The 25,294-nt window shown below is 46.1% G+C and carries 23 protein-coding genes and 1 tRNA gene; 20 read left to right on the plus strand and 4 right to left on the minus strand.

Going from position 1 to position 25,294, the window contains the following annotated elements; all coding sequences use genetic code 11:
• Window positions 1-77 precede the first annotated feature (77 nt).
• Genes ACFQ4A_RS18305 through thrB form a run of 3 tightly spaced genes read left to right on the plus strand, consistent with a single transcriptional unit; the run spans window position 78 to window position 3,342 of the window.
• Entirely contained in the window at window positions 78-1,385 is a 1,308-nt protein-coding gene (locus ACFQ4A_RS18305; protein WP_382402837.1) for a homoserine dehydrogenase, read from the plus strand.
• The gene (gene thrC / locus ACFQ4A_RS18310; RefSeq protein ID WP_382402838.1) at window positions 1,382-2,443 is read left to right on the plus strand and encodes a threonine synthase; all 1,062 of its coding nucleotides are present in this window, start codon (window positions 1,382-1,384) and stop codon (window positions 2,441-2,443) included. Before ACFQ4A_RS18305 ends, thrC begins: the two co-directional genes overlap by 4 nt.
• Window positions 2,440-3,342, plus strand: a complete 903-nt coding sequence (thrB, locus tag ACFQ4A_RS18315) for a homoserine kinase (protein WP_382402839.1) — start codon at window positions 2,440-2,442, stop codon at window positions 3,340-3,342. The genes thrC and thrB overlap by 4 nt, the downstream gene beginning before the upstream one ends.
• 16 nt (window positions 3,343-3,358) lie before the next feature.
• Here the strand turns inward: thrB and ACFQ4A_RS18320 are convergent, their stop codons facing one another.
• Window positions 3,359-3,658, minus strand: coding sequence for a DUF3219 family protein (locus tag ACFQ4A_RS18320; protein ID WP_382402840.1), 300 nt, complete (start codon window positions 3,656-3,658; stop codon window positions 3,359-3,361).
• Between the two features lie 386 nt (window positions 3,659-4,044).
• Between ACFQ4A_RS18320 and ACFQ4A_RS18325 the strand changes: the two genes are divergently transcribed.
• Both ACFQ4A_RS18325 and ACFQ4A_RS18330 read left to right on the plus strand, forming a co-directional pair.
• Complete coding sequence (locus ACFQ4A_RS18325) at window positions 4,045-5,289, plus strand: cytochrome P450 (RefSeq protein ID WP_382402841.1); 1,245 nt, start codon at window positions 4,045-4,047, stop codon at window positions 5,287-5,289.
• A gap of 123 nt (window positions 5,290-5,412) precedes the next feature.
• A complete protein-coding gene (locus tag ACFQ4A_RS18330) occupies window positions 5,413-6,840 on the plus strand; it encodes a LysM peptidoglycan-binding domain-containing protein (RefSeq protein ID WP_382402842.1) in 1,428 nt (475 codons plus the stop codon).
• A gap of 188 nt (window positions 6,841-7,028) precedes the next feature.
• Here the strand turns inward: ACFQ4A_RS18330 and ACFQ4A_RS18335 are convergent, their stop codons facing one another.
• Window positions 7,029-7,478, minus strand: a complete 450-nt coding sequence (locus tag ACFQ4A_RS18335) for a YaiI/YqxD family protein (protein ID WP_382402843.1) — start codon at window positions 7,476-7,478, stop codon at window positions 7,029-7,031.
• 301 nt (window positions 7,479-7,779) lie between these two features.
• Between ACFQ4A_RS18335 and ACFQ4A_RS18340 the strand changes: the two genes are divergently transcribed.
• From ACFQ4A_RS18340 to selD, 13 genes are all read left to right on the plus strand, one after another.
• On the plus strand, window positions 7,780-8,163 hold the full coding sequence (locus ACFQ4A_RS18340; protein ID WP_382402844.1) for a GntR family transcriptional regulator: 384 nt from the start codon (window positions 7,780-7,782) through the stop codon (window positions 8,161-8,163).
• Window positions 8,160-9,059 carry an ATP-binding cassette domain-containing protein gene (locus ACFQ4A_RS18345; protein WP_382402845.1) on the plus strand — a complete coding sequence of 300 codons (900 nt, stop codon included), beginning with the start codon at window positions 8,160-8,162 and terminating at the stop codon, window positions 9,057-9,059. The genes ACFQ4A_RS18340 and ACFQ4A_RS18345 overlap by 4 nt, the downstream gene beginning before the upstream one ends.
• Entirely contained in the window at window positions 9,040-9,789 is a 750-nt protein-coding gene (locus ACFQ4A_RS18350; protein WP_382402846.1) for a hypothetical protein, read from the plus strand. Before ACFQ4A_RS18345 ends, ACFQ4A_RS18350 begins: the two co-directional genes overlap by 20 nt.
• Entirely contained in the window at window positions 9,789-10,517 is a 729-nt protein-coding gene (locus ACFQ4A_RS18355) for a hypothetical protein (protein WP_382402847.1), read from the plus strand. The genes ACFQ4A_RS18350 and ACFQ4A_RS18355 overlap by 1 nt, the downstream gene beginning before the upstream one ends.
• 285 nt (window positions 10,518-10,802) lie before the next feature.
• The gene (locus ACFQ4A_RS18360; protein ID WP_382402848.1) at window positions 10,803-12,110 is read left to right on the plus strand and encodes a glycine/sarcosine/betaine reductase component B subunit; all 1,308 of its coding nucleotides are present in this window, start codon (window positions 10,803-10,805) and stop codon (window positions 12,108-12,110) included.
• A 23-nt stretch (window positions 12,111-12,133) separates the two neighbouring features.
• A complete protein-coding gene (locus ACFQ4A_RS18365; RefSeq protein WP_382402849.1) occupies window positions 12,134-13,450 on the plus strand; it encodes a glycine/betaine/sarcosine/D-proline family reductase selenoprotein B in 1,317 nt (438 codons plus the stop codon).
• A 21-nt stretch (window positions 13,451-13,471) separates the two neighbouring features.
• Window positions 13,472-13,936: a glycine/sarcosine/betaine reductase complex selenoprotein A gene (gene grdA, locus ACFQ4A_RS18370; RefSeq protein ID WP_382402850.1), complete on the plus strand. Its 465-nt coding sequence runs from the start codon at window positions 13,472-13,474 to the stop codon at window positions 13,934-13,936.
• Between the two features lie 18 nt (window positions 13,937-13,954).
• Window positions 13,955-14,911: a thioredoxin-disulfide reductase gene (trxB, locus tag ACFQ4A_RS18375; RefSeq protein ID WP_382402851.1), complete on the plus strand. Its 957-nt coding sequence runs from the start codon at window positions 13,955-13,957 to the stop codon at window positions 14,909-14,911.
• Between the two features lies 1 nt (window position 14,912).
• Window positions 14,913-16,364 carry a glycine/sarcosine/betaine reductase complex component C subunit beta gene (gene grdC, locus ACFQ4A_RS18380; protein WP_382402852.1) on the plus strand — a complete coding sequence of 484 codons (1,452 nt, stop codon included), beginning with the start codon at window positions 14,913-14,915 and terminating at the stop codon, window positions 16,362-16,364.
• Window positions 16,361-16,678 (plus strand): thioredoxin family protein, encoded by a 318-nt coding sequence (locus tag ACFQ4A_RS18385; RefSeq protein ID WP_382402853.1) that lies wholly within the window; start codon window positions 16,361-16,363, stop codon window positions 16,676-16,678. The genes grdC and ACFQ4A_RS18385 overlap by 4 nt, the downstream gene beginning before the upstream one ends.
• Window positions 16,679-16,807: 129 nt before the next feature.
• Window positions 16,808-18,025 carry a selenium metabolism membrane protein YedE/FdhT gene (yedE, locus tag ACFQ4A_RS18390; RefSeq protein WP_382402854.1) on the plus strand — a complete coding sequence of 406 codons (1,218 nt, stop codon included), beginning with the start codon at window positions 16,808-16,810 and terminating at the stop codon, window positions 18,023-18,025.
• On the plus strand, window positions 18,003-18,242 hold the full coding sequence (gene yedF / locus ACFQ4A_RS18395; protein WP_382402855.1) for a sulfurtransferase-like selenium metabolism protein YedF: 240 nt from the start codon (window positions 18,003-18,005) through the stop codon (window positions 18,240-18,242). The genes yedE and yedF overlap by 23 nt, the downstream gene beginning before the upstream one ends.
• A gap of 35 nt (window positions 18,243-18,277) precedes the next feature.
• Window positions 18,278-19,324, plus strand: a complete 1,047-nt coding sequence (gene selD, locus ACFQ4A_RS18400) for a selenide, water dikinase SelD (protein WP_382402856.1) — start codon at window positions 18,278-18,280, stop codon at window positions 19,322-19,324.
• Window positions 19,325-19,488: 164 nt separating this feature from the next.
• Here selD and ACFQ4A_RS18405 read toward each other — a convergent pair.
• Window positions 19,489-19,585 (minus strand) — tRNA-Sec (locus tag ACFQ4A_RS18405).
• A gap of 142 nt (window positions 19,586-19,727) precedes the next feature.
• Between ACFQ4A_RS18405 and selB the strand changes: the two genes are divergently transcribed.
• Complete coding sequence (gene selB, locus ACFQ4A_RS18410; RefSeq protein WP_382402857.1) at window positions 19,728-21,623, plus strand: selenocysteine-specific translation elongation factor; 1,896 nt, start codon at window positions 19,728-19,730, stop codon at window positions 21,621-21,623.
• 247 nt (window positions 21,624-21,870) lie between these two features.
• Here the strand turns inward: selB and selA are convergent, their stop codons facing one another.
• Window positions 21,871-23,259, minus strand: a complete 1,389-nt coding sequence (selA, locus tag ACFQ4A_RS18415; RefSeq protein WP_382402858.1) for an L-seryl-tRNA(Sec) selenium transferase — start codon at window positions 23,257-23,259, stop codon at window positions 21,871-21,873.
• A 422-nt stretch (window positions 23,260-23,681) separates the two neighbouring features.
• Here selA and ACFQ4A_RS18420 point away from each other — a divergent pair, with 422 nt between their 5' ends.
• A complete protein-coding gene (locus ACFQ4A_RS18420; RefSeq protein WP_382402859.1) occupies window positions 23,682-25,238 on the plus strand; it encodes a BCCT family transporter in 1,557 nt (518 codons plus the stop codon).
• Window positions 25,239-25,294: the final 56 nt, after the last annotated feature.

Below are 25,294 nucleotides of genomic sequence, written 5' to 3' on the forward strand. Positions count from 1 at the left end.
CTATTGCCATACGCGCCTATTCATGTTTAAATGTATAAAATATCGTTAAATCGTAAAATGGCAGAAGGGGTGGTAACTTGGAAGATAAGGTATCGGTTGGTTTATTGGGTGTTGGCGTCGTTGGTTCAGGCGTGATCACACTTGTTGAAAAACATCAGGAAAAACTCGCGCATCAGCTCGGATGCGGCGTTGATGTGAAAAAGGCGCTTGTCCGCGACCCCAACAAAAAACGACATATTGAAGCTGAGATTGATGGGACTGTTCTCACATTGGACCCTGAAGATGTGCTGAATGATCCGGATATTGATATCATTATTGAAGTAATGGGCGGGATAGACGAAGCACGCGAACACATTTTGAACGCTTTCGCCGCTAAAAAACATGTCGTGACAGCGAATAAAGATTTAGTTGCCTTACACGGTGCTGAGTTGCATGAGGCTGCAGCGAAACATAAATGTGACTTTTACTATGAAGCCAGTGTCGCCGGCGGAATCCCCATTTTAAGAGGAATCACCGATGGGTTTGCCTCCGATCATATTGAGCAGGTCATGGGGATTGTGAACGGGACGACGAATTACATATTAACCAAAATGCATAATGAAGGTGTCAGCTATGAGGATGCCTTGAAGGAAGCTCAGGAACTCGGGTTTGCGGAAGCTGATCCGGCCGCTGATGTGGAAGGCCTCGATGCCGCACGAAAAATGGCGATTTTGGGACGGCTGGCGTTTTCAACCTATATCGATCTGGAAGATATTGAAGTCAACGGCATCAATGGTATTGAATTGGCAGATCTGCAGTATGCGGACAGTTTTGGCTTTATCATGAAATTAATCGGATTTGCCAAATTTGACGGCAAGCAAGTGGAAGTCAACGTCCAGCCGGCACTGATTTCCCAAGAGCACCCGCTGGCAGATGTCAAGAATGAATACAATGCTGTTTATGTATACGGTGAAGCGGTGGGCGAAGCGATGTTTTACGGTGCAGGTGCAGGGAGTATGCCAACTGCATCAGCCGTCATATCCGATGTGGTTACCGTTATTAAGAATATGCACCGGGGTGTGACAGGTAGTCAATTTGTTGAACCACGTTTCAAAAAAGAATTGAAAACAGATGATCAGCGGTTTGGCCAGTATTACGTCCGTTTTCATGCTAAAGATGAAGCTGGGGTGTTTTCCCGTGTATCCGCATTATTCAATGAGTGGAACGTCAGTTTTAAACAAATTTTGCAAAACCCGTCGGAACATGTCGGGACAGCAGAAATTGTCGTCATTACGCATCAGTCATCTTTAGATAAAATGTATCAGGCATTGGATGAACTGAACAGCCTTGATGCTGTGCTTGACGTCAAGAGTTTTTACAAAGTAGAAGGAGATGCTGACGCATGACGTGGCAAGGTCTGATCGCGCATTATCAATCGTATTTACCTGTTACAGAAAAAACGCCGGAGATTTCGTTACAGGAAGGCAACACACCACTCATTCATTTTTCGACGTTATCTGAGCAATTGGGCATCGAATTATACGGCAAAGTGGAAGGGGTAAATCCAACCGGGTCTTTCAAAGATCGGGGCATGGCACTTGCTGTTGCCAAGGCGATTGAAGAAGGCAGCAACGCCGTTATTTGTGCGTCGACCGGCAACACGTCTGCTTCGGCCGCGGCGTATGCTGCCAGAGCCGGCATCAGAGCTATTATAGTCATACCCGAAGGCAAAATTGCCCTTGGGAAACTGGCTCAGGCCGTCATGTACGGGGCGGATATCGTATCGATTGACGGTAACTTTGATGATGCCCTGAAAATTGTCCGGAGATTAAGTGAGACCGCCCCGGTGACACTTGTTAATTCGGTTAATCCATACCGGCTGGAAGGGCAGAAAACGGCTGCGTTTGAAATTTGTGATGAACTCGGATCAGCACCTGATAATCTCGCCATCCCTGTTGGCAATGCCGGCAATATCAGTGCGTACTGGAAAGGATTCAAGGAATACGATGATATAAAGGGGACTGGTCGTCCTGAAATGATTGGGTTTGAAGCAGAGGGAGCGGCTGCCATTGTGAAGGACGAAGTGGTCTCCAAGCCGGAAACAATGGCCACGGCCATTCGGATCGGCAACCCGGCAAGTTGGAATCTGGCGGTAAAGGCACGGGATGAATCAGGTGGCACAATTGGTTCGGTGACTGACGCAGAAATTGCTCAGGCACAAAAGCTGCTGGCGACTAAAGAAGGCGTTTTTGCTGAACCGGGATCCTGCGCGTCGATTGCAGGTATCATCCAACAGAGGCAGCAGAACGCGATGGCTGAGGGAACAAAGGTTGTGGCCGTTTTGACCGGTAACGGCTTGAAGGACCCGCAGACGGCTATCGATCAGATGGATGAAGAACCGATCACACTGCCGAACGATGAAAAAACCGTCACGGACTATATTGCAAAGCTGGTGAAAACATGACATCGTTCAAAATACGCGTTCCGGCGAGCTCGGCCAATATCGGGCCAGGGTTTGATTCGATGGGCATGGCTTTGAATCTGTATTTAACGCTTGATGTGTCACCTGCCGATGAGTGGACGATTGAGCAGCATTCACCACATTTGCCGGAACTGGCAAGCGTTGATGATCACTATATTGTACAAGTCGCCCGCGATGTAGCAACGCGCTGGGGTAAGGCTCTGCCTGCCTGTCACATAACCGTTCGGAGTGATATCCCTCTGGCCCGCGGACTCGGCAGCAGTGCCGCGGCGATCGTTTCCGGTATTGAATTGGCCAATCAGGTATGTGGTTTGTCTTTGACACGAGAACAAAAACTGGAACTCGGTACTGCGATTGAAGGGCATCCGGATAATATTGCGCCGGCTTTAATGGGTGGCTTCATCATAGCAATTGGCACTGATCGGACGATTGATTGGGTTCAATTACCGTCGCCTGAGGTTGACGTCGTTGTGTCTATTCCAGGCGATGCGCTGGAAACGAAAACGGCCAGAAATGTTTTGCCTGGTGCGTATCCAATGGAACGCGCCGCTTCCGCAAGTGCGGTCAGCAATGTACTGGTTGCGTCTCTTGCCTCAGGTGACTATGAGCTGGCGGGCAGGATGATGGAACGGGATTTATTCCATGAACCATACAGGAAAGACCTGATACCGCATTATGATGACATCAGGACTGAGGCGAAAAAACATGGAGCATATGGGTCCGTTATCAGCGGGGCTGGGCCAACAATGATGTCGCTTACGCCAAAAGGGACTGGCGGTGTTGTCGTCAGCCATGTTGAAGCCCTGTTACCTGATTATCAGGTAACCCTTTTACAAATGGATAAGAGCGGAGTCGTCACTGACGAGAACGCAAATGGATAACCACACAGCATAATGGTCAGCTGTGTGGTTTTTCAACCAATTCGAGCCTGAACTCCCCGGTATTCCCTGGTTCATATAAATTGGTGATTGATGTCGAATAGTTATGGATGACAGCCGGGAATTCGAGGTTTTCCGCTGGAATGTTCACCATGAAATCATTTTTATACAACAGGGTCGTCACATCATGATAATCTTCGTGTGTTACGTTAAAAGCAAAGCTGACCTTCGTCCAATTCCTGCCATTTTCGGTAATTGATCCCGTTTGAAAATGAAATGCGTGGAACGTCATATCATTTATGATGACTTTTTGGGACATATATTCACCCTCTTTCAAGAGGTTGTTCAAAAAGTCCGGTAAAAATGACACTTCGATAGAGGACCTTCGACTAAATGCCGACACGTCCTGTGTCGAACGCCGAAGTCACCACATCCTGTGGAAGCTCGTTGGCTTGCTTTTCCGCTACTCATGTATTTAAATGCATACACTCCGTTGCTCAAAGCTACGCCGCCTCGAACTTCTCGGTCCTTTTTATCCTCCTCTTTGAACACGCACTTTAACGATTAAATTCATCTAACCCATCGTAACAAGTTTGCCTAGCAACTGCCACGTTTTGAACCAGTGGTATTCAAAGTGGCATAAATTTTGGGCAGAAGGGGAAAAGAATGGGTAGTGAATATCATCCAGGAAAGGAGTCAGCATAGATGGCAATTCCGCGCGAAAAGGTATTGGATAATAGTATCACACTCATGTCGGAAGGTTATAACTATATACTCAACAGACGCCGCCGGTATCAGTCAAATATTTTTCAAACCAGATTGCTGGGCCAGAAAGTCATTTGTATGGGCGGTGAGGAAGCGACAGAGATTTTCTATGATGAGGACAAATTTACCCGAAAAGGTGCTGTGCCAAATCGTATTAAGGAGTCACTGTTCGGGAAGAACGGTGTTCACGTTCAGGATGGGGCAGATCATCGACACCGGAAAGGGATGTTTATGTCGCTGATGACAGCCGAGCGGCTCAGCGAATTGATGGACATCGCGGAAAAGCAGTGGGAAATCGCGATAGCTGATTGGCAGCAGAAACGCCGGATTATTTTATTTCCCGAAGCTGAAAAAATTATGTGCCGCATTGCCTGTGAATGGGCCGGTGTTCCACTGTGGGCAAACGAACTGGACCAGCGGGCACATGACTTATCGGCAATGATTGATGCGTTCGGGGCGGTCGGACCAAGACATTGGCAGGGAAGGACGGCGCGAAACCGGTCTGAACGATGGATCAAAACCATTATTGAACAAGTCCGGAGTGGGCAGTTAAAGCCACGTGAAGAGACGGCTTTGTATACGATTGCCTGGCACCGTGATTTAAAGGATCGCTTACTGGATCTGCAGACAGCAGCGGTAGAATTGCTTAACATTGTCAGACCGACTGTTGCTGTCGGCCGATTCGTGACATTTGGTGCCCTAGCCATGAACGATTTTCCGGAGACGAAGAAGAAACTGCAGAAAGGCGATGAAACGTATACCCGGATGTTTGTCCAGGAGGTTCGCCGTTATTACCCATTCGGCCCTTTTTTAGGTGCAAAGGTTCGCAATCAATTTAAGTGGGGTGGCCACCACTTCAAAAAAGGAACGCTCGTCCTGCTTGATGTTTACGGGGCCAGCCATGATCCAGCTTTATGGGAAAAACCGGATGAATTCCAGCCGGAGCGTTTCAAGGAATGGAATGGCAGTCCGTTTGATTTCATTCCGCAGGGCGGCGGTGATTATGATATCGGGCACCGCTGTCCCGGTGAGTGGCTAACCATTGATCTGATGAAAGTGAGTCTGTCCTTTTTGGCAAACCGGATTGATTATACCGTTCCCAAACAAAATCTGAATTACAGTTTGGTCCGCGTGCCATCCATTCCGAAAAGCAGATTTGTGATGCAGGATGTGACCATTCGATAACGTTTTAAGAACGTCCTTGTCTAAAGGGCGTTTTTTAATCGCTAAAAAATCTCTCCCGATTAGTACTAGGACAATCATCCCATGAATAGGATGATATGTAGAAATCTAATTGGGGGCGTAACGATGCAAACACATGTCGTGCAAAGTGGCGATACATTATGGCAAATAGCACAACGTTATGGATCGGATATTAATCAGATTGTGTTGTTAAATGAATGGGATGATTCTGACGTCTTAGTTACCGGTCAGTCGCTCGTGATTCCGGAGCCCGGTCGTGAATATGTCGTCCAGCCAGGGGATACGTTATGGGCGATTGCCCGAATGTTTCGGGTGACGGTTCAGGAACTTGCCGTGGCTAATCGGATAGCTGATCCGTCGGTAATCTATACCGGTCAAATGCTGAAAAATCCGTATCTTCTGCATACCGTTCATGCAGGTGAATTCATTTGGGGCATTGCTCAGCAGTATGGCACTAGTGTTGAGCAGATAATCGCGGCCAATCAGATGGAAGCTCCCGGTCTGATATTTCCGGGACAACTATTACGGATTCCAGAAGCGCCAGGGCCGGTAATCGACGTCAACGCTTATATGACGGATTTGAATGAAGCGGGTCAATCTAAAGTCCTGCGTGTTGGTAACGATTTAACGTATCTTTCCCCATTTATGTATAGCTTCTCAGAGGAGGGCCTACTGACCGAACTGCAGGATCAATTGGTGTTAGAGGCAACCGAGGCGACGGATATAGCGCCACTTTTGGTCGTGACCAATTTTACCAAGGGTGAGTTCAATTCAGACCTGGTGGCTTCTCTGCTCCGAAATCCTGATATTCAAGAGAAATTTATGACGAATTTGCTGGAAAAAATGCGGACAAAAGGTTATGTAGGCGTCAATTTCGATTTTGAATATGTGTACCCGGAGGATCGGGTGCCTTACAATCATTTTTTAAAGCGTGTGACGGCACGGCTGCATCCGGAAGGTTTTCTCGTTACAACGGCCGTGGCACCAAAAGTGTCAGCTGATCAGGAAGGGCTGTTGTATGAAGCGATTGATTATGAGGCACACGGCGACATCGTTGACGTTGTGATCCTGATGACATACGAATGGGGCTGGGCTGGCGGAAGACCACTGGCGATTGCACCAATTAACAAAGTACGGGATGTCGTCGACTATGCTGTAAGCGTGATTCCGCGGCACAAAATCCACATGGGCATACCTTTGTATGCACGTGATTGGCAAATTCCATGGGTGGAGGGGACGACTGCAAGTACCATGAGTCCGAAAGAAGCAGTCCGGCTGGCGGCAAGGTATGGCGCATCCATTCAGTATGATGACACATATCAATCGCCATTTTTCCGTTATACAGATGAAAGCGGTCAGGTGCACGAAGTCTGGTTTGAGGATGCCCGCAGTGTTCAGGCCAAATTGGACACCGTGAAGGCAGACGGCTTGAGAGGTGTCAGTTATTGGGACCTGGGCGTGCCGTTGCCGCAAAATTGGCCGGTATTACAGAATGACTTCAGCATCAGGAAGTATTCCCTTGAAAACCTTTGAAACAGCAGTGTCGTTTCAAGGGTTTTTTAATTGTTAATGGATATTTAAGTACAACAATACAAGCAGCTTTCACTTACATAGAAAATGAGGGTTTGCCGAAGTTGGCACTAAAAAACCACCCGGCACATTAAACGGTGTCTGGCGTGATGTTGTTATGTTGGCGCGAGAAGCACGGTTGTCGACATGAACTAACGTAATGCCTCCTCAAGTGTTTTTCGGAATAGGGCGCTGAATGCCGCTTCATCTTCAGAAGAAAATGCTTTCGGCCCTTTTGTCCGCTTGCCGCTTTTGCGTGCCATGGCGTTGACATACCGGGAATACAGGAGCTGATCGATGTTCTCGTTTGTGTACGTGAAGCCTTTATGATGTAAGACAGTACAACCTTTGGCCAGCCCGAGCGATGCCAGCCCGTAATCCTGTGTAATGATGATATCGCCTGTTTTCGCCAGCTTCATGATCCGGTAATCGGCCGCCTCAGCCCCAGTATCGACGTAAATCGTTTCAACACCCGGCTGTTCATCATCATGTGAAAAGTGAGAAAAACTTTTCACGAGCACGACCGGTACCTCAAATTCCCGGGAAGTCGCGATAATCGTTAGTTTAACCGGACAAGCATCCGCGTCCACATATATCGTCACTTGAATCTCTCCTGTCTTGTTTATACGGTCATTTTAGCAGATGTTGAACTGGGAGACCACTCTGTCAAAAATGGGCTCGCTGATAAAACCGTCATACGCGCAGATAGACAACCCTTCAATACTGCTAATAAGGCGGTTTTTTTAAAATTTTGGACGACGTTTCCAATCCGACTTCTGACCACTGGAAAGACGAGGCGGAAGCCAAGTTTTTCTAATTGCTCCTCTTGTCTTTTCTTTACATATGTAATATACTACATTACACGACTAATTCACTAACCTGCATAAAGGGAGGCAGGCTTGAATGATCAATACAGATGGCACGAAGCCAATCTACATCCAGATCTCGGAATGGATTGAGAACGAAATTTTAAACGAAAACTTCAAGCCGGATGAAAGAGTACATTCCCAATACAAGCTTGCCGATCTATTCAATATTAATCCGGCCACAGCGGCGAAGGGTCTGACGCTATTATCCGAGGAAAAAATTTTGTATAACAAGCGCGGCCTCGGAAAATTTGTTGCACATGATGCGAAAGCGATTATTTCCGATAAGCGAAAAAATCAGACATTGAAACGGCTTATTCAAGAGGTGGTGGTGGAGGCTGAACGGCTGCATGTTGATGAACAGGAATTAATGGAGCTGATTCGAACAACTGTCAATGAACGTAAGGGGGATGTGACGTGAAAGTGATAGAATGTAAGAATTTAACCAAAACACATGGGCGGCATAAAGCATTGGATCAGCTGTCGGTAACGATTGAAGAAAACAAGATTACTGGCCTCGTCGGACGAAATGGCGCCGGCAAAACAACGCTTTTGAAAATATTGGCTGGATTCTGGCGTGAATCGTCCGGGGAAGTTAATGTCTTTTCCCGCCGACCATTTGATAGTCTATTCGTTTCCGCCAATACGATTTTTGTTGATGACCAAATGAACTTCCCAACTGCCCTGACGCTAAAGGAAATTCTGGAGCAGGCGGACCAGTTTTATGAGAACTGGGATATGGAACTGGCAGAGCGGCTATTTGATTACTTTTCTTTTCGCCCGGGTCAAAATTATTCGAGTCTTTCAAAAGGTAAAGAAAGTACGTTCAATATGATCATCGGGTTATGTTCGCGATGTGCGCTGACGATGTTAGATGAGCCAACAACCGGGATGGATGCAGCGGTTCGGAGAGACTTTTACCGGGCACTTCTGAAAGATTATTTGGCCCATCCGCGTTCGATTATCATCTCCAGTCACCATTTGGATGAGATCGAGGAATTGCTGGAAGATTTGCTCCTGATTGAAGACGGCCAAAACTACTTGCACATGCCGGTTGAAGAACTGAAGGAATATGCAGTTGGCTTAAGTGGTTCCCCAGAGGAGATGACGAAGTGGACGCGTGGCAAGGAAGTCATCTACTCGAAAAGGACGGATGCGGGGATGTATGCCGTTGTGAAAAATGACTTTTCGGATCACGAGTTGGAGCGAATGACATTGGCCGCCATCAATGTGTCAACTGTGTCACCGGGCGATTTGTGCGTTTACCTGACTGAAAGGACGAAAGGAGGAATCGATGATGTCTTTGACAAAGCCTAGCATGGCCAAAACCGTCCAACAGCAATTTCGCTTTAAGCTGAAGGGGTTCGCTGGCATGTTCATGACCTTGTTTATTCTGCAATTAATTGGATTACTGTTTTCATTGACAGGTAATGCTAGTTTTTCAAGTACGAACGCTGGCACCGAACTTTCGATTCAATACTATTCGGCTGATATTGTTGTAGCATTTACGATGTTGTGGGGATTCATGAGTGCCACGCAAATCAAAACAAAAGCGTATAGAGAAGATGACTTTATATTTGTGACCAGCCGGTTAAGCAGTGACCTGGCTAATATTGTCTTTCTGGCAGTGACCAGTCTGCTGGGAGGTATAACAGCGCTATTATCCGGATTTTTGTTGAAAGTCGTCGTCTATTTTCTGTTCGATTCGACACCCATTATTCAGTCCGGGTTCACAGATACACCTGGCGAATTGCTGACGGGGATGCTGGCTGCGGCCATGTTTATTTTTATGTTGAGCAGTGCCGGCTATCTGACTGGAACATTCGTTCATCTTCATAAAATTCTAGCCTATATCATCCCTGCAGCGGTCATTGGTTTGATCATTCTCTGGCCTCGGATAACCGGCACTCATTTATTACCGGCAGCTGGCGAGTTTTACTTTCAGGAAAGGTCATTCTGGCTGTTCACTTGTAAAATGATGGTGACTACAGGGGTTTTGCTGGCTGGTTCTATCGTGATTTCCCACCGATTGGAGGTGCGGACGTAATGCTGTTAAATGATTTGATGCCAATTATCATCCTGTTGCTGATCATTGGTTTTCTGGTATTGGTTGTTCTTAAGATGACACCGAAAACGCGTCAACGGCATAGCTATAGTAAACTGGTACAACGGCTCTTTGGCGTTTACATGGTGGTGCTTATCCTTACTGTCCCGACGGCGTTCATGCTTCCCGAAGCCTCGGATCTTCCGGCTGAGGTGGAGAAAGTACCAGAAGAACTCCCATTATTGTGGGAGCTGGCTGCAGACGGCGACATTGAAACCGCCGGCCATGTTTATCGTCAGGGAATGTGGGAGCTGACAACGGAACGTGAGGCGCTTCGCTTGGAAATGGTAAGCGGCCATGACCCCCATGCCGAAATGCCTGTTTTTGTGGAAAGGGTTTCTGATCGGGACAACACCATTGAAGCTGCGTACTATCAGACACCATTTATCGTAGAGGGGCGAGATATGTCAGATGAGTTGAATCCAATGGATGTCAAGCTTTCTTCAGGAATAATCAGGATTGACGCTCCTGTTCCGGCTGTGATCGAACTTTCCATGTTCAAGCAGGAATTCCCGATTTCACAGTTTACAGGTAAAGAAGGCGAGCAACGGATGCTGGAAAATGTTTATACAGGCGGTGAACGGCTGCTCTACTTGAAAATTCCTGACGATGTTCAATTGGATTATCATGATAGCCTAAACCTTCACTTTGTTGAGCCGACAAATTCATGAATTAGGCAATCATTTCAGGTGTTGCCACAGATAATGTCCCGTATCACTTATTGATGCGGGACTTTCGTCGTTTTTCAAATTTTATAAATTTTGTACAGTTTATACTTGATAAACTGAGTTGAGTGAAAAAACTTTATTTACTGAATTATGAAAAACTATTTACATTTAGAAAATACTGGATTATAATCAATTTAAATTTTAGCACATTCATGATCATAAAGAAGTATTATGAAGATATAACAACCTTACAGCAGTTATTTTACTTATATCAAGGGAGGGGCGTTTATGAGGCTAGAAATTGGCAATTTTCACATCCAGGATGTTGATTTTGGTGATGAGACTGTTTTTGAAAATGGTTTGCTGACAATCAACAAAGAAAAAGCATTACAGGTTGTTTATGAAGATGATCGTATTACTGACGCCGATATTGTTATTGCAAGGCCGAATGATCCGATTCGCATTACACCTGTTAAGGATGCTGTTGAGCCAAGGTGCAAAGTATCAGATGATGCTATGTTTCCCGGTGTGACGAATAAACTTGTTCCAGCGGGTACAGGGAGAATGCACGTGTTGAAAGGGGGATGTGTCTTAGCGGTAGGAAAACACTGGGGCGGATTCCAGGATGGCTTGATAGATATGAGCGGTCCGGGGTCATATCAGACGATGTTTTCCTATTTGGTTAACATTTGTCTTGTTGCTGATACGAATGAAGACGAAGAGAATAATGAACAGCAAAAGAGGAACACGGCACTAAGGCATGCCGCAATGCGACTCAGTGAATATCTCGGGGAATGTGTCCGGGATATGGAACCGGATGGATTGGAAGTTTATGAATTACCACCGCTCAATCAATCGGATGACAGGGTAAGGAAACTACCGGGTGTTGTGTATGTGTTGCAGTTACAGTCGCAAATGATTGAAAGCGGATACAATTCCCTTGTTTATGGCTGGGATACCGGAAATATGCTCCCAACGTTGCTGCACCCGAATGAATTACTGGATGGGGCTGTTGTTTCGGGTAGTTTTATGCCATCATCGTCAAAAATATCAACCTATCAACATGTCAATAATGCAACTGTTAAGCGTCTGATGTGGGAACATGGTGTAACGATTAATTTCCTCGGTGTGATTGTTTCTAATTTGAATGTTGCCCTTGAGGAGAAGCAACGTTCAGCAATGCGCGTTAAACAGATTGCCAACTCACTTGGAGCAGAAGGGGCGGTTGTGTGTGAAGAGGGATATGGAAACCCTGATACTGATTTTATACTGGCTATAAGTGAACTGGAGGATGCCGGTATCAGAACCGTTGGAATTACAAATGAAGCAACAGGGCGCGACGGACGCTCGCAGCCGCTGGTCGATTTGTCTATAAAGGCAGATGCGCTTGTTTCAACTGGTAATGTGTCGCAGTTGTTGAGGCTTGACCCGATGGAAATGGTTGTAGGTGATCTTCAATCACTTGCCAGAGACGGCAATTCCGGTGGCTGGGAAGGCAGTATTAAAGCAGATGGGTCAATAGAGATGGAAAATAACGGGATTTTCTGTGCAGATGCAAACACCGGTAATCACTTCAAGACCGTTGTTGAGTATTAATTATCAAAAGGAGGTGAGGTTGGTTGAAAAAAGCTATCTATTATCTTAATCAGTTTTTTGGTCAAATCGGTGGTGAGGAAAAGGCTGACTATAAGCCGGATATTCAGGAAGGTGTGCTTGGGCCGGGGATGCTGTTAAAAAACTGGCTTGACCCTAATATTGAGGTGACGCATACCGTTGTTTGCGGGGATAATTTCTTCGGTTCAAAAAAAGATGAAGCCATTGCAACCATTTTAGGACTTCTGGAAGATAAAACGTTTGATGTTTTTATTGCAGGTCCAGCATTCATGGCCGGGCGGTATGGCTTTGCCTGTGGTGAAATCTGTAAGGCGGTAAAAGAACGATTTAATGTGCCTGTCATTACAAGTATGAACGTGGAAAACCCCGCTGTCGAAATGTTTAGGAAGGATATTTATATCTTTTCCGGTGGCAGAAGTGCTGCAGCAATGCGGAAAGATGTGCCGACAATGGCTGACTTCACAACACGTTTGCTTGCCGGCGAGGAAACACTGTCAGCCAAGGAAGAGGGCTATTTTCCGATGGGTGTTCGCGGTGAAACATTTGTTAAACCACCGAAAATGGGAGCAGATCGGGCTGTTGACATGTTGCTGCAAAAACTGAACGGTGATGAGTACGAGACAGAAATCCCAATACCGAAAATTAATAAAGTCCCTATAGCATCGCCGGCGGAGGATTTAAGTAAGGAAACAGTAGCGCTCGTGACGTCAGGGGGTATCGTTCCTAAGGGAAATCCGGATGGAATCCAGTCCGCTTCGGCTACAAAATGGGGCAAATATGACATAACCGGACAGGATGGACTGAGAGCAGGTGAGTGGGAGACGATACATGCCGGATTTGACCCGAATGCCGCCAATGAAAATCCGAATGTGATTGTTCCATTGGATGCGATGCGGCACTTTGAAAATGAAGGCAAAATCGGCCGCCTGTATCACCACTTCTACTCGACAGTTGGTACAGGAACCAGTCAGGCAGAGGCAAGCCGGATGGGTAAAGAGATTGCCAATGAGCTCCTCGAGGCAAATGTATCAGCGATCGTTCTGACAGCCACCTGAGGTACTTGTACGCGTTGCGGGGCAACGATAGCGAAAGAAATTGAAAGGGAAGGCATTCCAATTGTGCAAATGGCCAATATCGTGACGATTGCCGAAACGATTGGTGCCAATCGGATTGTTCAGACGGTATCCATTCCACATCCATTGGGTGACCCGAATTTGACGGAAGAAGAACAATGGAATTTGCGTAAACATCGCGTTGAGGTTGCGCTCGATGGTTTAATGCAAAATATTGCGGAACCCTCAATTTTTGAGGTCAAAATATAATTTTAATGATAAGGAGCGTGTATGAGCATGTTGAATGGTAAAAAGGTGTTCATTCTGGGAGAAAGAGACGGGGTACCCGCACCGGCAATTGCGGAGTGTATCAATGCTGTAGGAGGCGAAGTCATTTACAAAGACACGGCCTGTTTCGTTTGAACGGCCGCCGGCGCAATGGACCAGGTGGTCCAGGAAAAATTGAAAACAGCGGCGGAAGTGCATGGGCAAGAAAATGTTGTTGTTCTGTTGGGATCTCCGGATGCCGATAGCGCTGATATTTATGCCGAAACAGTGAGAATAGGTGATCCAACTTATGCGGGACCTTTGGCAGGTGTTGCATTGGAACTTCCTGTATATCACGTCCTGGAAGATGTGGTTAAAGCGGAAGTCCCGCAGGAAATATACGAGGAACAAGTTGGCGTTGCGGAATTGTCATTGGAAAGGGATACCATATGCAGCGCAATGGAAGAGGCAAGGGAAAAATTTGTTTAACGGTAACGGAGGGATAACATGAATGAACAGCATATCTATGACGTGGTAATTGCTGGTACCGGTCCGGCTGGTATGACCGCAGCGCTTTATGCATCAAGGGCAAAGATGAAAACATTAATGGTTGAACGTGGTGTACCAGGCGGGCAGATGGTTGATACAGAGGACATTGAAAATTTTCCGGGGTTCGAGCATATACTCGGCCCCGATCTGTCCAATAAAATGTTTGAACATGCGAAGAAGTTCGACGCCGATTTTCTTCAAGGTAATATCCAGCAGGTTGAAGATGGCTATCCTCATAAAAAAATGACGGTTGCGGATAAGGAGATATTGGCGAAATCAATTATCATTACCACAGGTGCTGAACACAGAAGTCTGGGCGTACCAGGTGAAAAGGAATTATCGGGTTCCGGCGTCTCCTATTGTGCCGTGTGTGATGGTGCCTTTTTCCAGGACCAGGAAATTGTTGTTGTCGGTGGTGGAGACTCAGCAGTGGAGGAAGGCGTTTTTCTTACCCGATTTGCTTCAAAAGTGACCATTATTCACCGTCGCGATGAATTAAGGGCGCAAAAACTGCTGCAAAAGCGGGCATTTGAAAATGAAAAGGTTACGTTTATTTGGAATCATGTTGTCGATGAGATTAAGGGAGATGGGCTGGTTTCATCGGTAGCGCTCACAAATACTGTTACAGGTGAACAATCAGAACTCCCGTGTAACGGTGTCTTCATCTACGTCGGTATGGATCCGCTAACGGAATGTGTAGAGGGTCTTGGCATTACAAATGAAAGCGGATACATCACGGCGGATGAAAATATGTGTACCAATGTTAAAGGTATTTTTGCAGCTGGCGATGTGAACGAAAAGAGATTACGACAAATTGTAACAGCAACGGGTGATGGCAGTATTGCGGCCCAGTCAGCCCAGGACTATGTTGAAAAGATAACGGAAGCATTACAATACGCGGGTGAGGAGGTATAACATGATAACACCGGTTGTCAAAGGTGCCTCGTTTGTCATTACCCATACGCCGGGCTTAGTTCGTCACGGATCCAAGCCGACAAGGGAAACAGCAAAAGATGATGCTTTGCTTGAGGAGATCTTGGCTAATCTGAGGAACCACGACGATGCAGTCGCATATCCGCCAAACCAGGTGTTTATTGGGAATATGCGACCTGATGATTTAAATGATTACGCCCGACCATGGACCGATGTGAGGCTTGAGGATGCTAAGCGGTTTGGTCCGTCCGGTGACATCGTTCCCGAAGATGAATTTTACGGGTGGTTAAAACTCGCTGATGACTTTCAGTTAGTTCATTTGGAAGAATCATTTCTATCGCAATTGAAGGAAAAGCTGGCACACCATCCGTTAATACAACCGAACGATTTGGAACGCCTTGGAGATGGTGAAAGTATGGCTGCAATAGAGGAAAAGCTGGATCAGGGAACGGCTGAACCGTTGCATGTGAACCGTGACCAGCTGGTTGGCTGTGTGCAAACAGGTCATGATGAAGATCAATTTCTGACCGCCACGATCATTTTGGAAAACTTGTGCAATAAAGCATCAGGTATTATTGCGATGCGTCATGTTCTCAATTCATTTGATGTCATACCAGAGGACGTTGACTACGTATTTGGCTGTGACGAGGAAGCGGTTGGTGACCGTTATCAGCGCGGCGGTGGCAATATAGCTAAGGCCATTGCCGAACATGCTGCCTGTTTCAATGCAACTGGTTCTGATATTAAAGCGTTTTGCTGTGCCCCTGCCCATTCTGTGAATATCGCTGCAGGACTCGTTCAGGCGGGGATCTACGAGGAAATCGTTATTGTTGGTGGTGGCAGTTTGGCAAAACTGGGGATGAAGTTTGCTGGGAACTTAAAAAATGATATGCCGATTGTGGAAGATCAGATGGGAGCCATTGCCATGATCATTGGTAAAGATGATGGCAAGAGCCCGGTGATCCGTACAGACAGCATTGGCAAACATGACATTTCCGCCGGGTCATCTGCACAGGCTATTTACAAATCATTGATTATTAAGCCATTGGAGCAATTTGGAAAGGGTATTCTGGATATTGATAAATACGCTGTTGAGCTGCATAACCCTGATGTGACAGAACCTAACGGTAATGGGAACGTTCCTAAAACGAACTATCGGACAATTGCCGCGATGGCAGTGCTCAGAGGGGAAATGGAAAAAACGGAAATGAATCAGTTCGAGTATAAACATGGCATGACCGGCTTTTCACCAACCCAGGGCCATATTGCTTCAGCGATTCCATTCCTCGGTCATGCACGGGAAATGATCATGAACGGTGAAATCAATAATGCCATGTTTGTCGGTAAAGGAAGCCTTTTCCTTGGTAAAATGACAAACCTGTCCGATGGGATGTCTTTCCTTATTGAACAAAATGAAGGGGTGAGTGAATCATGATTGATGTGAACAAAGAAACCTTTAATCAGGAAGTGCTGGAAGCTGACAAACCGGTTATTGTTGACTTCTGGGGGCCGAGCTGCGTGCCGTGTAAACAGCTGATGCCTGATGTGGAGGATTTATCAGAAACTTACCAGGATAAAGTAAAAATTGTCAAATTGAATACTGCTGAAAACAGACGCCTTTGTATTAACTATCGTGTGATGGGGCTGCCAGCTTTTCTTGCTTTCAAGGACGGTGAAGAAGTGAACCGGATATCAGGTGGTGACCTGACGAAAGAAAATATTGAAGAATTAATATTGGAACAGGGCTGAGTAACGGACACCGGGGGACATGTTAATCCTAACGCCCTCCCAGAAGGGGATTAGCATGACCCCCTTGTCTATCATTCTAATATTGTGCAATTTTTTGTATCGACATGACTATGTAAGGGGAAATAGGTGATGCGTTTTTTCCAAAATAAAGTTCTGAACTATTGGAACCCGTATATTGCGCTCCTTTTGGCTGGGGTTCTGAGTGCTTTGTATTTTGGCTTTACGGGAGCCGTGTGGGCTGTCACGGGTGAATTCACACGGCTGGGTGGGGAGTTTGTTGGCCTCTTTGGCGTGGATATATCGGGCTGGGCTTACTTTGATAGGATTCAGATGGACGGAACAACACTGACACGGCCGGCTGGTTGGATGGTTTGGGGGATGTTTATCGGCGCTCTTATAATGGTACTATTAAGTAATAGTTTTAAGATTCGTGTTCCGCGGCAAAAGCGCCGCTATGTACAAGGGCTTGTCGGTGGTATGATTGCAGGATTTGGTGCGCGGCTTGCGCTTGGATGCAACCTTGCTGCCTTTTTCACCGGTGTGCCACAATTTTCCTTGCATTCATGGTTTTTTATCGTTGCAACAGGTGCCGGTACCTATATTGGGGCGAAAATTGTGCAAACACGCTGGTGGAAAGGAAAGCCTGCCTTAACGAAAGGAAACGGCAAAACGAAGGCCAAGGTGTCAAAGAAAAGACAGCCTTATGTCGGAGGGGTGATTGCGGTCTTGTATCTGACACTCATTGTGGTCTTTTTTGTACAGGGGCACATGTTACTGGGCTTCGGTGCTTTGTTTGGTGCGTTCTTTGGTATCCTGATTGAAAGAGGGCAAATTTGTTTCACGTCAGCCTTTCGTGATTTGTGGATTATGGGCCGCGGCATCATGGCCAAAGCTATCATAGCCGGTATGGCCATCAGTTCCATATTGACGATTGTGGTGATTGCGTTTTATGGTATACCACCTATTACACAAGTTGCCGCGCCAGGCACTTTCATTGGAGGGTTATTGTTTGGTTTGGGTATTGTGATGGCATCCAGTTGCGAAACCGGGATGATGTACCGATTAATGGAAGGTCAAGTTCTATATTTTACAGTATTTGCCGGCAATATAGTAGGCGCAACCTTCCTCGCATTTGGCTGGGATCATCTCGGCATTTATAACATACTCGTTGCCAGTGGTCGGGAGCTAAATCTTGTCCCTGCTGTTGGTCCTGTTGGTGCTGTTGCGATCACGTTATTCATGCTTGCTGTCATGTATATGATTGTTGTCATACGTGGGAATAATCATCATGTTGGGTTTGGAATGAAAAAAAGGAGGGGGACTCATGCTGGAACAAGTGCAAGCTGATTTTACATTGGATTTACAAGGTGAATCCTGTCCTTATCCGGTTATTTACACACTGGATGCACTTAAAGAATTGGAAAAAGGGCAGCTTTTGAAAGTCATTACAGATTGTCCGTCATCTTTTAGAAATGTCCCCGAAGAAGCAACGAAGCGTGGGTACCAATTGGCAACTGACCCGGTTAACAATGGCCAGGAAATTTTGTTTTATATTTATGCCTGATATTGGAACGTCCATCCATGAAAGGGGGTGATGCCATGTCCAGAGAAGAAATTAAATTAACCACGTTATCCAGTAAAGGTGGCTGAGGATGCAAGATTGGTCCGGAAGACCTGGCGCAAGTTTTGCGTCATTTACCACCGTCTGTCCCTAATCCAAATTTGCTGGTAGGCTTGGATACCTCCGATGATGCCGGCGTGTATAAAATCAACACGGATATGGCACTTGTGCAAACGTTGGATTACTTTACACCTATTGTTGATGATCCCTACATGTTTGGGCAAATTGCAGCTGCGAATGCTTTGAGTGATGTGTATGCCATGGGTGGGAAACCAATTACGGTGATGAACATCGTGGGATTTCCTGTGAACACACTTAGTCAGGACATATTGGCGGATATCCTGGCTGGCGCAGCCGCAAAAGTTGCCGAATCGGGTGCTACGTTAGTTGGCGGGCATTCTATCGATGATGAGGAGCCGAAGTTCGGGCTGTCGGTTACCGGCACCATTCATCCGGACCGCATTTTATCTAATGCGGGGGCACAACCGGGTGATGTACTGATTCTTACAAAGCCAATCGGTATCGGCATTCTGACGACAGCGATTAAGAAAGACTTACTGACAGAGGAAGAACTTGCAAACGCTACCGGCATCATGACAGCTTTAAATAAGGTGGCGGCAGAGGTTATGGCCGATTACGATGTGCATGCCTGTACGGATGTTACCGGCTTTGGACTGCTTGGTCATACTCTGGAAATCGCTGAAGGCAGCCAGGTTGGTATCACGATATCAAGTGAGGAAGTACCAGTGTTGGAGGGGGCAAAAACGCTTGCTGAAAAAGGTATTATTCCAGGCGGTACGAAGAAAAATCACAAGTGGCTGTCCGATCGTGTCGATTATGCCGACTCCATTCGTGTTAGGGATCAGTTAATCCTTTGTGATGCGGTGACATCAGGAGGACTCGTTATGTCTGTACCTGAAGCGGAGGCAGAGCCGCTGATGCGTGCGCTTGAGAATCGTTATGTCGAGGCGGCCATCATTGGCAGCGTGACAAGCGAAAATAAAGGCCGGATTATTGTTTTTTAAAAAGCTTGGGTTGGGAGCCAGTTGGAAAAAGGGCTGTCAATCCAAGCGGTTTTTTGACATAAGGGGATACGTATAAACACTGTAAAAGCGCTACCTGTTGAAGGCACTTAACGGGTGGCGGTTCTTTAGACCCGGGGAAAGCAGTAACGATACAAAACGTTGTATGGCGGGACTGTGTGGGAATCGAACCCACCGAAGACGGCACGCGTCTCCCGCAGGGTTTTGAAGACCCGGGAGGACACCAGTCACTCAGCCAGCCCCATAAATACAAGGGTTCCTAATATTCATATATAACTTTATAATACGAATATTATGTCTATATAGTATCATATTTTTCGGCAATGCGCACGTCAAAAATGTCTCTGGTTGAAAATAATTTTTCATGTAAAACGGGGGAATAAAAATGGATGATGCTTACTTTACGATTGGTATGGCCGGTCATATTGATCATGGCAAAACAACACTGACAAAAGCACTTACCGATGTGGATACGGACCGCTTAAAGGAGGAAAGAGAGCGGGAAGTATCGATTGAACCTGGTTATGCGCCTTTGGAAACAAAGGATGGCAGCCACGTTTCAATTGTGGATGTACCTGGGCATGAGCGGTTTATCCGTCAGATGATTGCCGGAGTGGCGGGCATTGACCTTGTTGTCCTCGTGATCGCTGCCGATGAAGGGGTAATGCCACAAACAAAGGAGCATTTTCAAATTCTGGAATTCCTCGGTATTCAACATTGTATTGTCGCGGTGTCCAAAATAGATCGTGTCGATGCGGAACTACTTGACCTTGCGATAGAAGATATTAAGGAAAGTTTAGCCGGAACCATTTTTAATGGGGGGCCATTGGTTTGTGTTGACAGTGTGTCTGGAAAAGGTATCGATCAGTTGAGGCAACAGATCGTATTTGAATTGGAAAAGACGGAATTCCGGGATGCTTATGGTTCGTTTCGTCTGCCGATTGATCAAGTATTCACAGTGAAGGGGCAGGGTACGATTGTTAGAGGAACGATATATGAGGGAATCGTGCAAAAAGGAAGTACGCTAACAATCCTTCCTGGAGGTTTCAAAGTTAGGGCGCGGCAAATTCAGGTCCACCGTCAAGATAAAAAAACATCACGGGCCGGTCAACGAACAGCTATAAATTTAGGCGGGGTTAATAAGGAAGATATCCAGCGAGGGGATGTGCTTGTTGCTTCAGATCATTTTTTAGTAACGAACACCATTGACGTCAGTCTACAGTTTGTTGATCAGTTGTCTTCGCCTGTTAAGCAGCGAATGCCGGTAAAAGTCCATACTGGCACGTCTGAAGTGATGGGAAAAATCATTTTTTTTGACCGCAATGAAGTAAACAGAAACCATGATGCCGTTCTGTGTCAGATTCGCCTGGAGGAGGATATTGTTGTCCGCCGTGGTGACCGGTTTATTCTAAGGCGCCCGACACCGGTTGAAACACTTGGCGGTGGTTGGGTGATTGAACCTAAAGGAAGCAAATACCGCTTTGGAGAAGCAACGGTTGAGATGTTACAAAAAAAGAAAGAAGGGACACCGGATGACCTTGTGAAAGATGTGTTAATGAAGCATAAACTACTGGATGTGAAGCAGCTCATTCAGTATACATCGCTTGATGAACATGCAGTAAAGACCGCAGTTGACAAAGGGGTTGAAAGCGGGCATTTGCTTCCGGTTACAGGAAATAAGTATGCCCTTACGAACGACTTTACGATCATGAAGGATATGGTAACGGGACAACTGCAATATTATCATCGCGATTTTCCGATGCGCCCGGGAATCAGCAAGGCGGAAATCGTGCAATCGTTCAGCGGACAGTTTCCAAAGCGGTTAATGGAATTCGGTTTGGAATCAATGCTTGCCTCAGGTGCGATTCAAAAGGATAAACGGTTTCTTGCTTTATCTGACTTTACACCACATTTGCCTGGAAAATGGAAGGCGCAAATGGAGACGGCTATCGGCCAGCTTGAAGCGGACGGCCTGCAGGTGAAGAAATGGGATGACTATATGGTGCATAAGACAGTGCCGAAAAAAGAGACAGTCGAACTGAACGCATACCTTATCCATACTGAACAGGCTTATCCGTTAACGAATGAACATATTATTCATCATCAACCATTTACCGATGCTTTGGCGGTGTTGAAAGTTAACACAGGTGAGCTGTTTGGTTTAAAAGAGGCGAAAGATGCACTACAGGTATCCAGGAAATACTTGATTCCGTTTTTGGAGCTGTTGGATCAACATAAATTGACTAAAAGGGTCGGAGATAAGCGGAAATGGGTCATATGAGCCGTGATAACTTATATTTTGAGACACTAGGTTTTTATTTCGTTATCAATCTGATGTACCTAAAATAAAGAGTACTCCTGTAATAAAGAAATATGAGGACATTTGAGGTTTGATACAAAAAAGCCTCCTTGGTACTGTTCAGGGTGTCGATGCGTAACGGCCCCAAACGAAGCAAAAACCAGGGAGGACTCACCAATGGATGACAGTAGAAAAGAAAAAAATTCAATATACATAGGACACAGGCGTTTTAGATATTAGTAAATCGATCAACTAATAATGGGATTTCTTCCTCTGTAATGGTGCGAAAATCAAGCAGGACCTGATCATACTTGCGTCTTGCAAGGACGGCAGGCTGTCCTGTACGGAGGCGGTCGAAAATTTGTTGTGGGCTGAGGTCTGTATGGCATACCGCTACAACCAATGTCGCCATTTCGACCTCCGGCATGCTTCCCCCGCCAATCTGGGAAGTGTCGTCTTGTATATCGAAATGCCAATCCCCGCTTTTCTCACGGACACCTGCCACAAATGCGTCAACACGTTTTCTGATTTCGGTTGTGGAGAGTGACATATCACGAATGACGGGAATTTCCTCAGTGTTATCCGCTGCATAACTTTTTAATGTGGCCTCTAGTGCAGCGAGCGTCATTTTATCCACACGTAATACCCGTGCCAGCTGGTGTCGTTTTAATTGATCCATCAGATCCTGCCGTCCGAGAATGATTCCTGCCTGTGGGCCACCCAACAGCTTATCACCGCTGAATGAAATGATATCCACACCGGTTTTTAGCACATCGGGTACGACGGGTTCGTCACCTGCCTCGAAATCATAAAGTGCCCCGCTTCCAAGGTCCTCATAAATAAGTGGCGCACGGTGTTTTCGTGCCAGTTCAACCAGTTCCTCCGCTTGAACTGAATTGGTAAATCCAATTGTTTTAAAGTTGCTTGTATGTACTTTCATCAGGATGGCCGTTTCGTCGTTAATGGCCTGTTCAAAGTCATATACATGGGTTTTGTTGGTGGTCCCGACTTCTTTTAAAATTGCGCCGCTTTCTTCCATGATGGATGAAATTCTGAAGGAGCCGCCGATTTCCACAAGTTCACCCCGGGAAACAATGACTTCTCTTTCATGTGCCAATGCGCGCAGAATCAGATAAACGGCTGCAGCATTGTTATTGACGACCATTGCTGCTTCTGCACCGGTGATCTCCGTTAATATGGATTCGATCAGCTGATGTCTGGAGCCACGCTGGCCTTGTTCCAGATCATATTCGAGATTCGAATAATTCCCCGCGGTTAAAACAACTTGTTCCATGGCTTTTTGACTTAATCTGGCCCGCCCGAGATTGGTATGTAAGATTGTCCCTGTAGCGTTAATGACCTGTCGTACATTATGCTGTCGGAATGCTTCGGCCTTTTGGTTAAGCATGGTGAAAATGTGATCTTCCAAGGCTATTGTTGTTGGCGATTCCTGTTGCCAACTGCCATTCAGCATCTGCTCGCGTATATCATGTATGATATTCCTGATCCATTTTGTCAATGCTGAAAGCGGGATATCATATTCTTCCTGTAACACTGTAAATCGGTGATCTTTTTGAATAGCATGGATAGCCGGTAGTTCCCGGAGATATTCCTTCAATAGGTAGTCCCCCCTATATGTTATGGCGCGTTGGTTTTTGCAAGTTATATCGTCATATCAAAAAAGAAACATTTTCCCTATTATAATAGCGAACCAGTCAATTTGACAAAAATATTCTGAATCCATTTTCTTTTTAAGAATCATATCTACATGGAGCTGCCAGACTGCTTCGACAACTTTTTCCTGATGCGGATTTATTGCTCTCATGAAATAAAGACTGTATTTTTTACTTTTTTATTGACTGTTCGTTTAATCCAAACTATAATTAATGACTATGTTTGGAAATAACTTGAGCAAGCTGGTGGCTTTTAGAGAGATAGAGTAGATAAATGGTTTAAGCAAAGGATAATCATTTTCCATCCAATGGTCTGTAATGACAGCACTTGTTATAGGCACTTGCTCCTTAATATGGGAGGCAAACTTTGCAGGGAAAAAAGAAAAGGAAAACGGATTGGACCGTTTTTGCCGTTAGTGGCGGGTTTTTGATTTTATTTATTGTGTTATCTTTCATTAACAGTGAAGTGGTTGGGAAATGGATTACAATGTTATTCGATTATGCTGCTAATCTTTTCGGAGCATACTGGCAGCTCTTGTTGTTTGGTAATTTTGTCATTGGTATATTTTTAGGCTTTTCCAGATTTGGGAAAGTCCGTTTAGGAAAAATGGATAAACCGAAATACAGTTATTATCGCTGGGTTGCGATGATTTTAGTAACCCTTCTGGCTAGTGGTGGTGTGTTCTGGGCAGCATCTGAGCCGATGTATCACTACATGACAACGCCTCCGTTATTCGGTGGCGGCGAATTTAATAATGTATGGGCGGCGTTTGCGCAAGGTTTTATGCACTGGGGCTTTTTGGCCTGGGCGATACTTGGAACCCTGGCAACGATCGTCATGATGTATGTGCATTACAGTAAAGGCTATCCAATGCGGCCAAGGGCATTGTTATATCCGGTATTCGGGGAAAAAATCTTTCATAAAAGTATTCTCGGATCGGCGGCAGATATTTTTTCCATCATCGCCACAGCTGCCGGAACATTGGGGCCTTTAGGCTTTCTTGGTTTGCAAATTGCTTATGGGCTTAATCATTTATTCGGGGTTCCCAATACAGCCGGCGTAAGTATTCTGGTTGTATGCGTGCTGGTCGTGATTGCGGCGATTTCTGCAGCGACCGGGGTTGACCGGGGAATTCTTTTACTGAGTCGTCTAAATGTAAGCATGACGTTCCTGCTGGGAATGATCATGCTGCTGATTGGTCCGACATTGTTTATCATTGATGCGTTTATTGGCGGAACCGGCGTACATTTGCAGAACTTCTTTACGATGAATTTCTACCGCGGTGACAGTGCCTGGCTTGGTGCATGGACGCTCTTTTTCTGGGCCTGGTTTATCGGCTATGGTCCGATGCTGATCATCTTTATCAGTCGGATATCCCGCGGCCGGACGATACGGGAGTTGATCACCGCCGTATCTATTGTGGCACCGCTCGTCACGAATTTCTGGTTTTCCATTGTGGGTGGAACTGGCGTATTTTTTGAAAGGGAGAATGCGGGATCTGTATCCGGGGCCTTGAATGAGGCGGGCATGCCCGCCGCTGTGATGGCGATTATGGACCAATTGCCGATGGGAACGATCATGGCAGTGGCATTCCTTCTTATTTCGGTTGTTTTCGTGGCAACAACGACCGATACGATGTCCTATACCGTGTCTGTTACGCTGACCGGCAATGATCATCCTGCCCGCTGGCTGCGTGTTTTCTGGGCGCTGATATTCGGTGGAACGACAATGGTCATCCTAACAATTGGTGAAGGCAGTGTTACAGCCATTCAAAATTCGATTGTCATAACGGCCGTTCCAGTATCGTTCCTATTGTTGCCGCCATTGTGGAATGCACCACAGATTGCGAAGAAGATGGCATTGGAACAAGGACTGATGTGGGAACGGCCACGAAAAGGCAGACCCATTAAAATTGATCATTAGAAAAACTCGGTACTCACCACGTCTATAGCGAGTGCCGAAGTCTTTCTTATAAGGTC

Origin of the sequence: Lentibacillus salinarum, from assembly GCF_042679865.1 — a bacterium.
Taxonomy (GTDB): Bacteria; Bacillota; Bacilli; order Bacillales; family Amphibacillaceae; genus Lentibacillus; species Lentibacillus salinarum.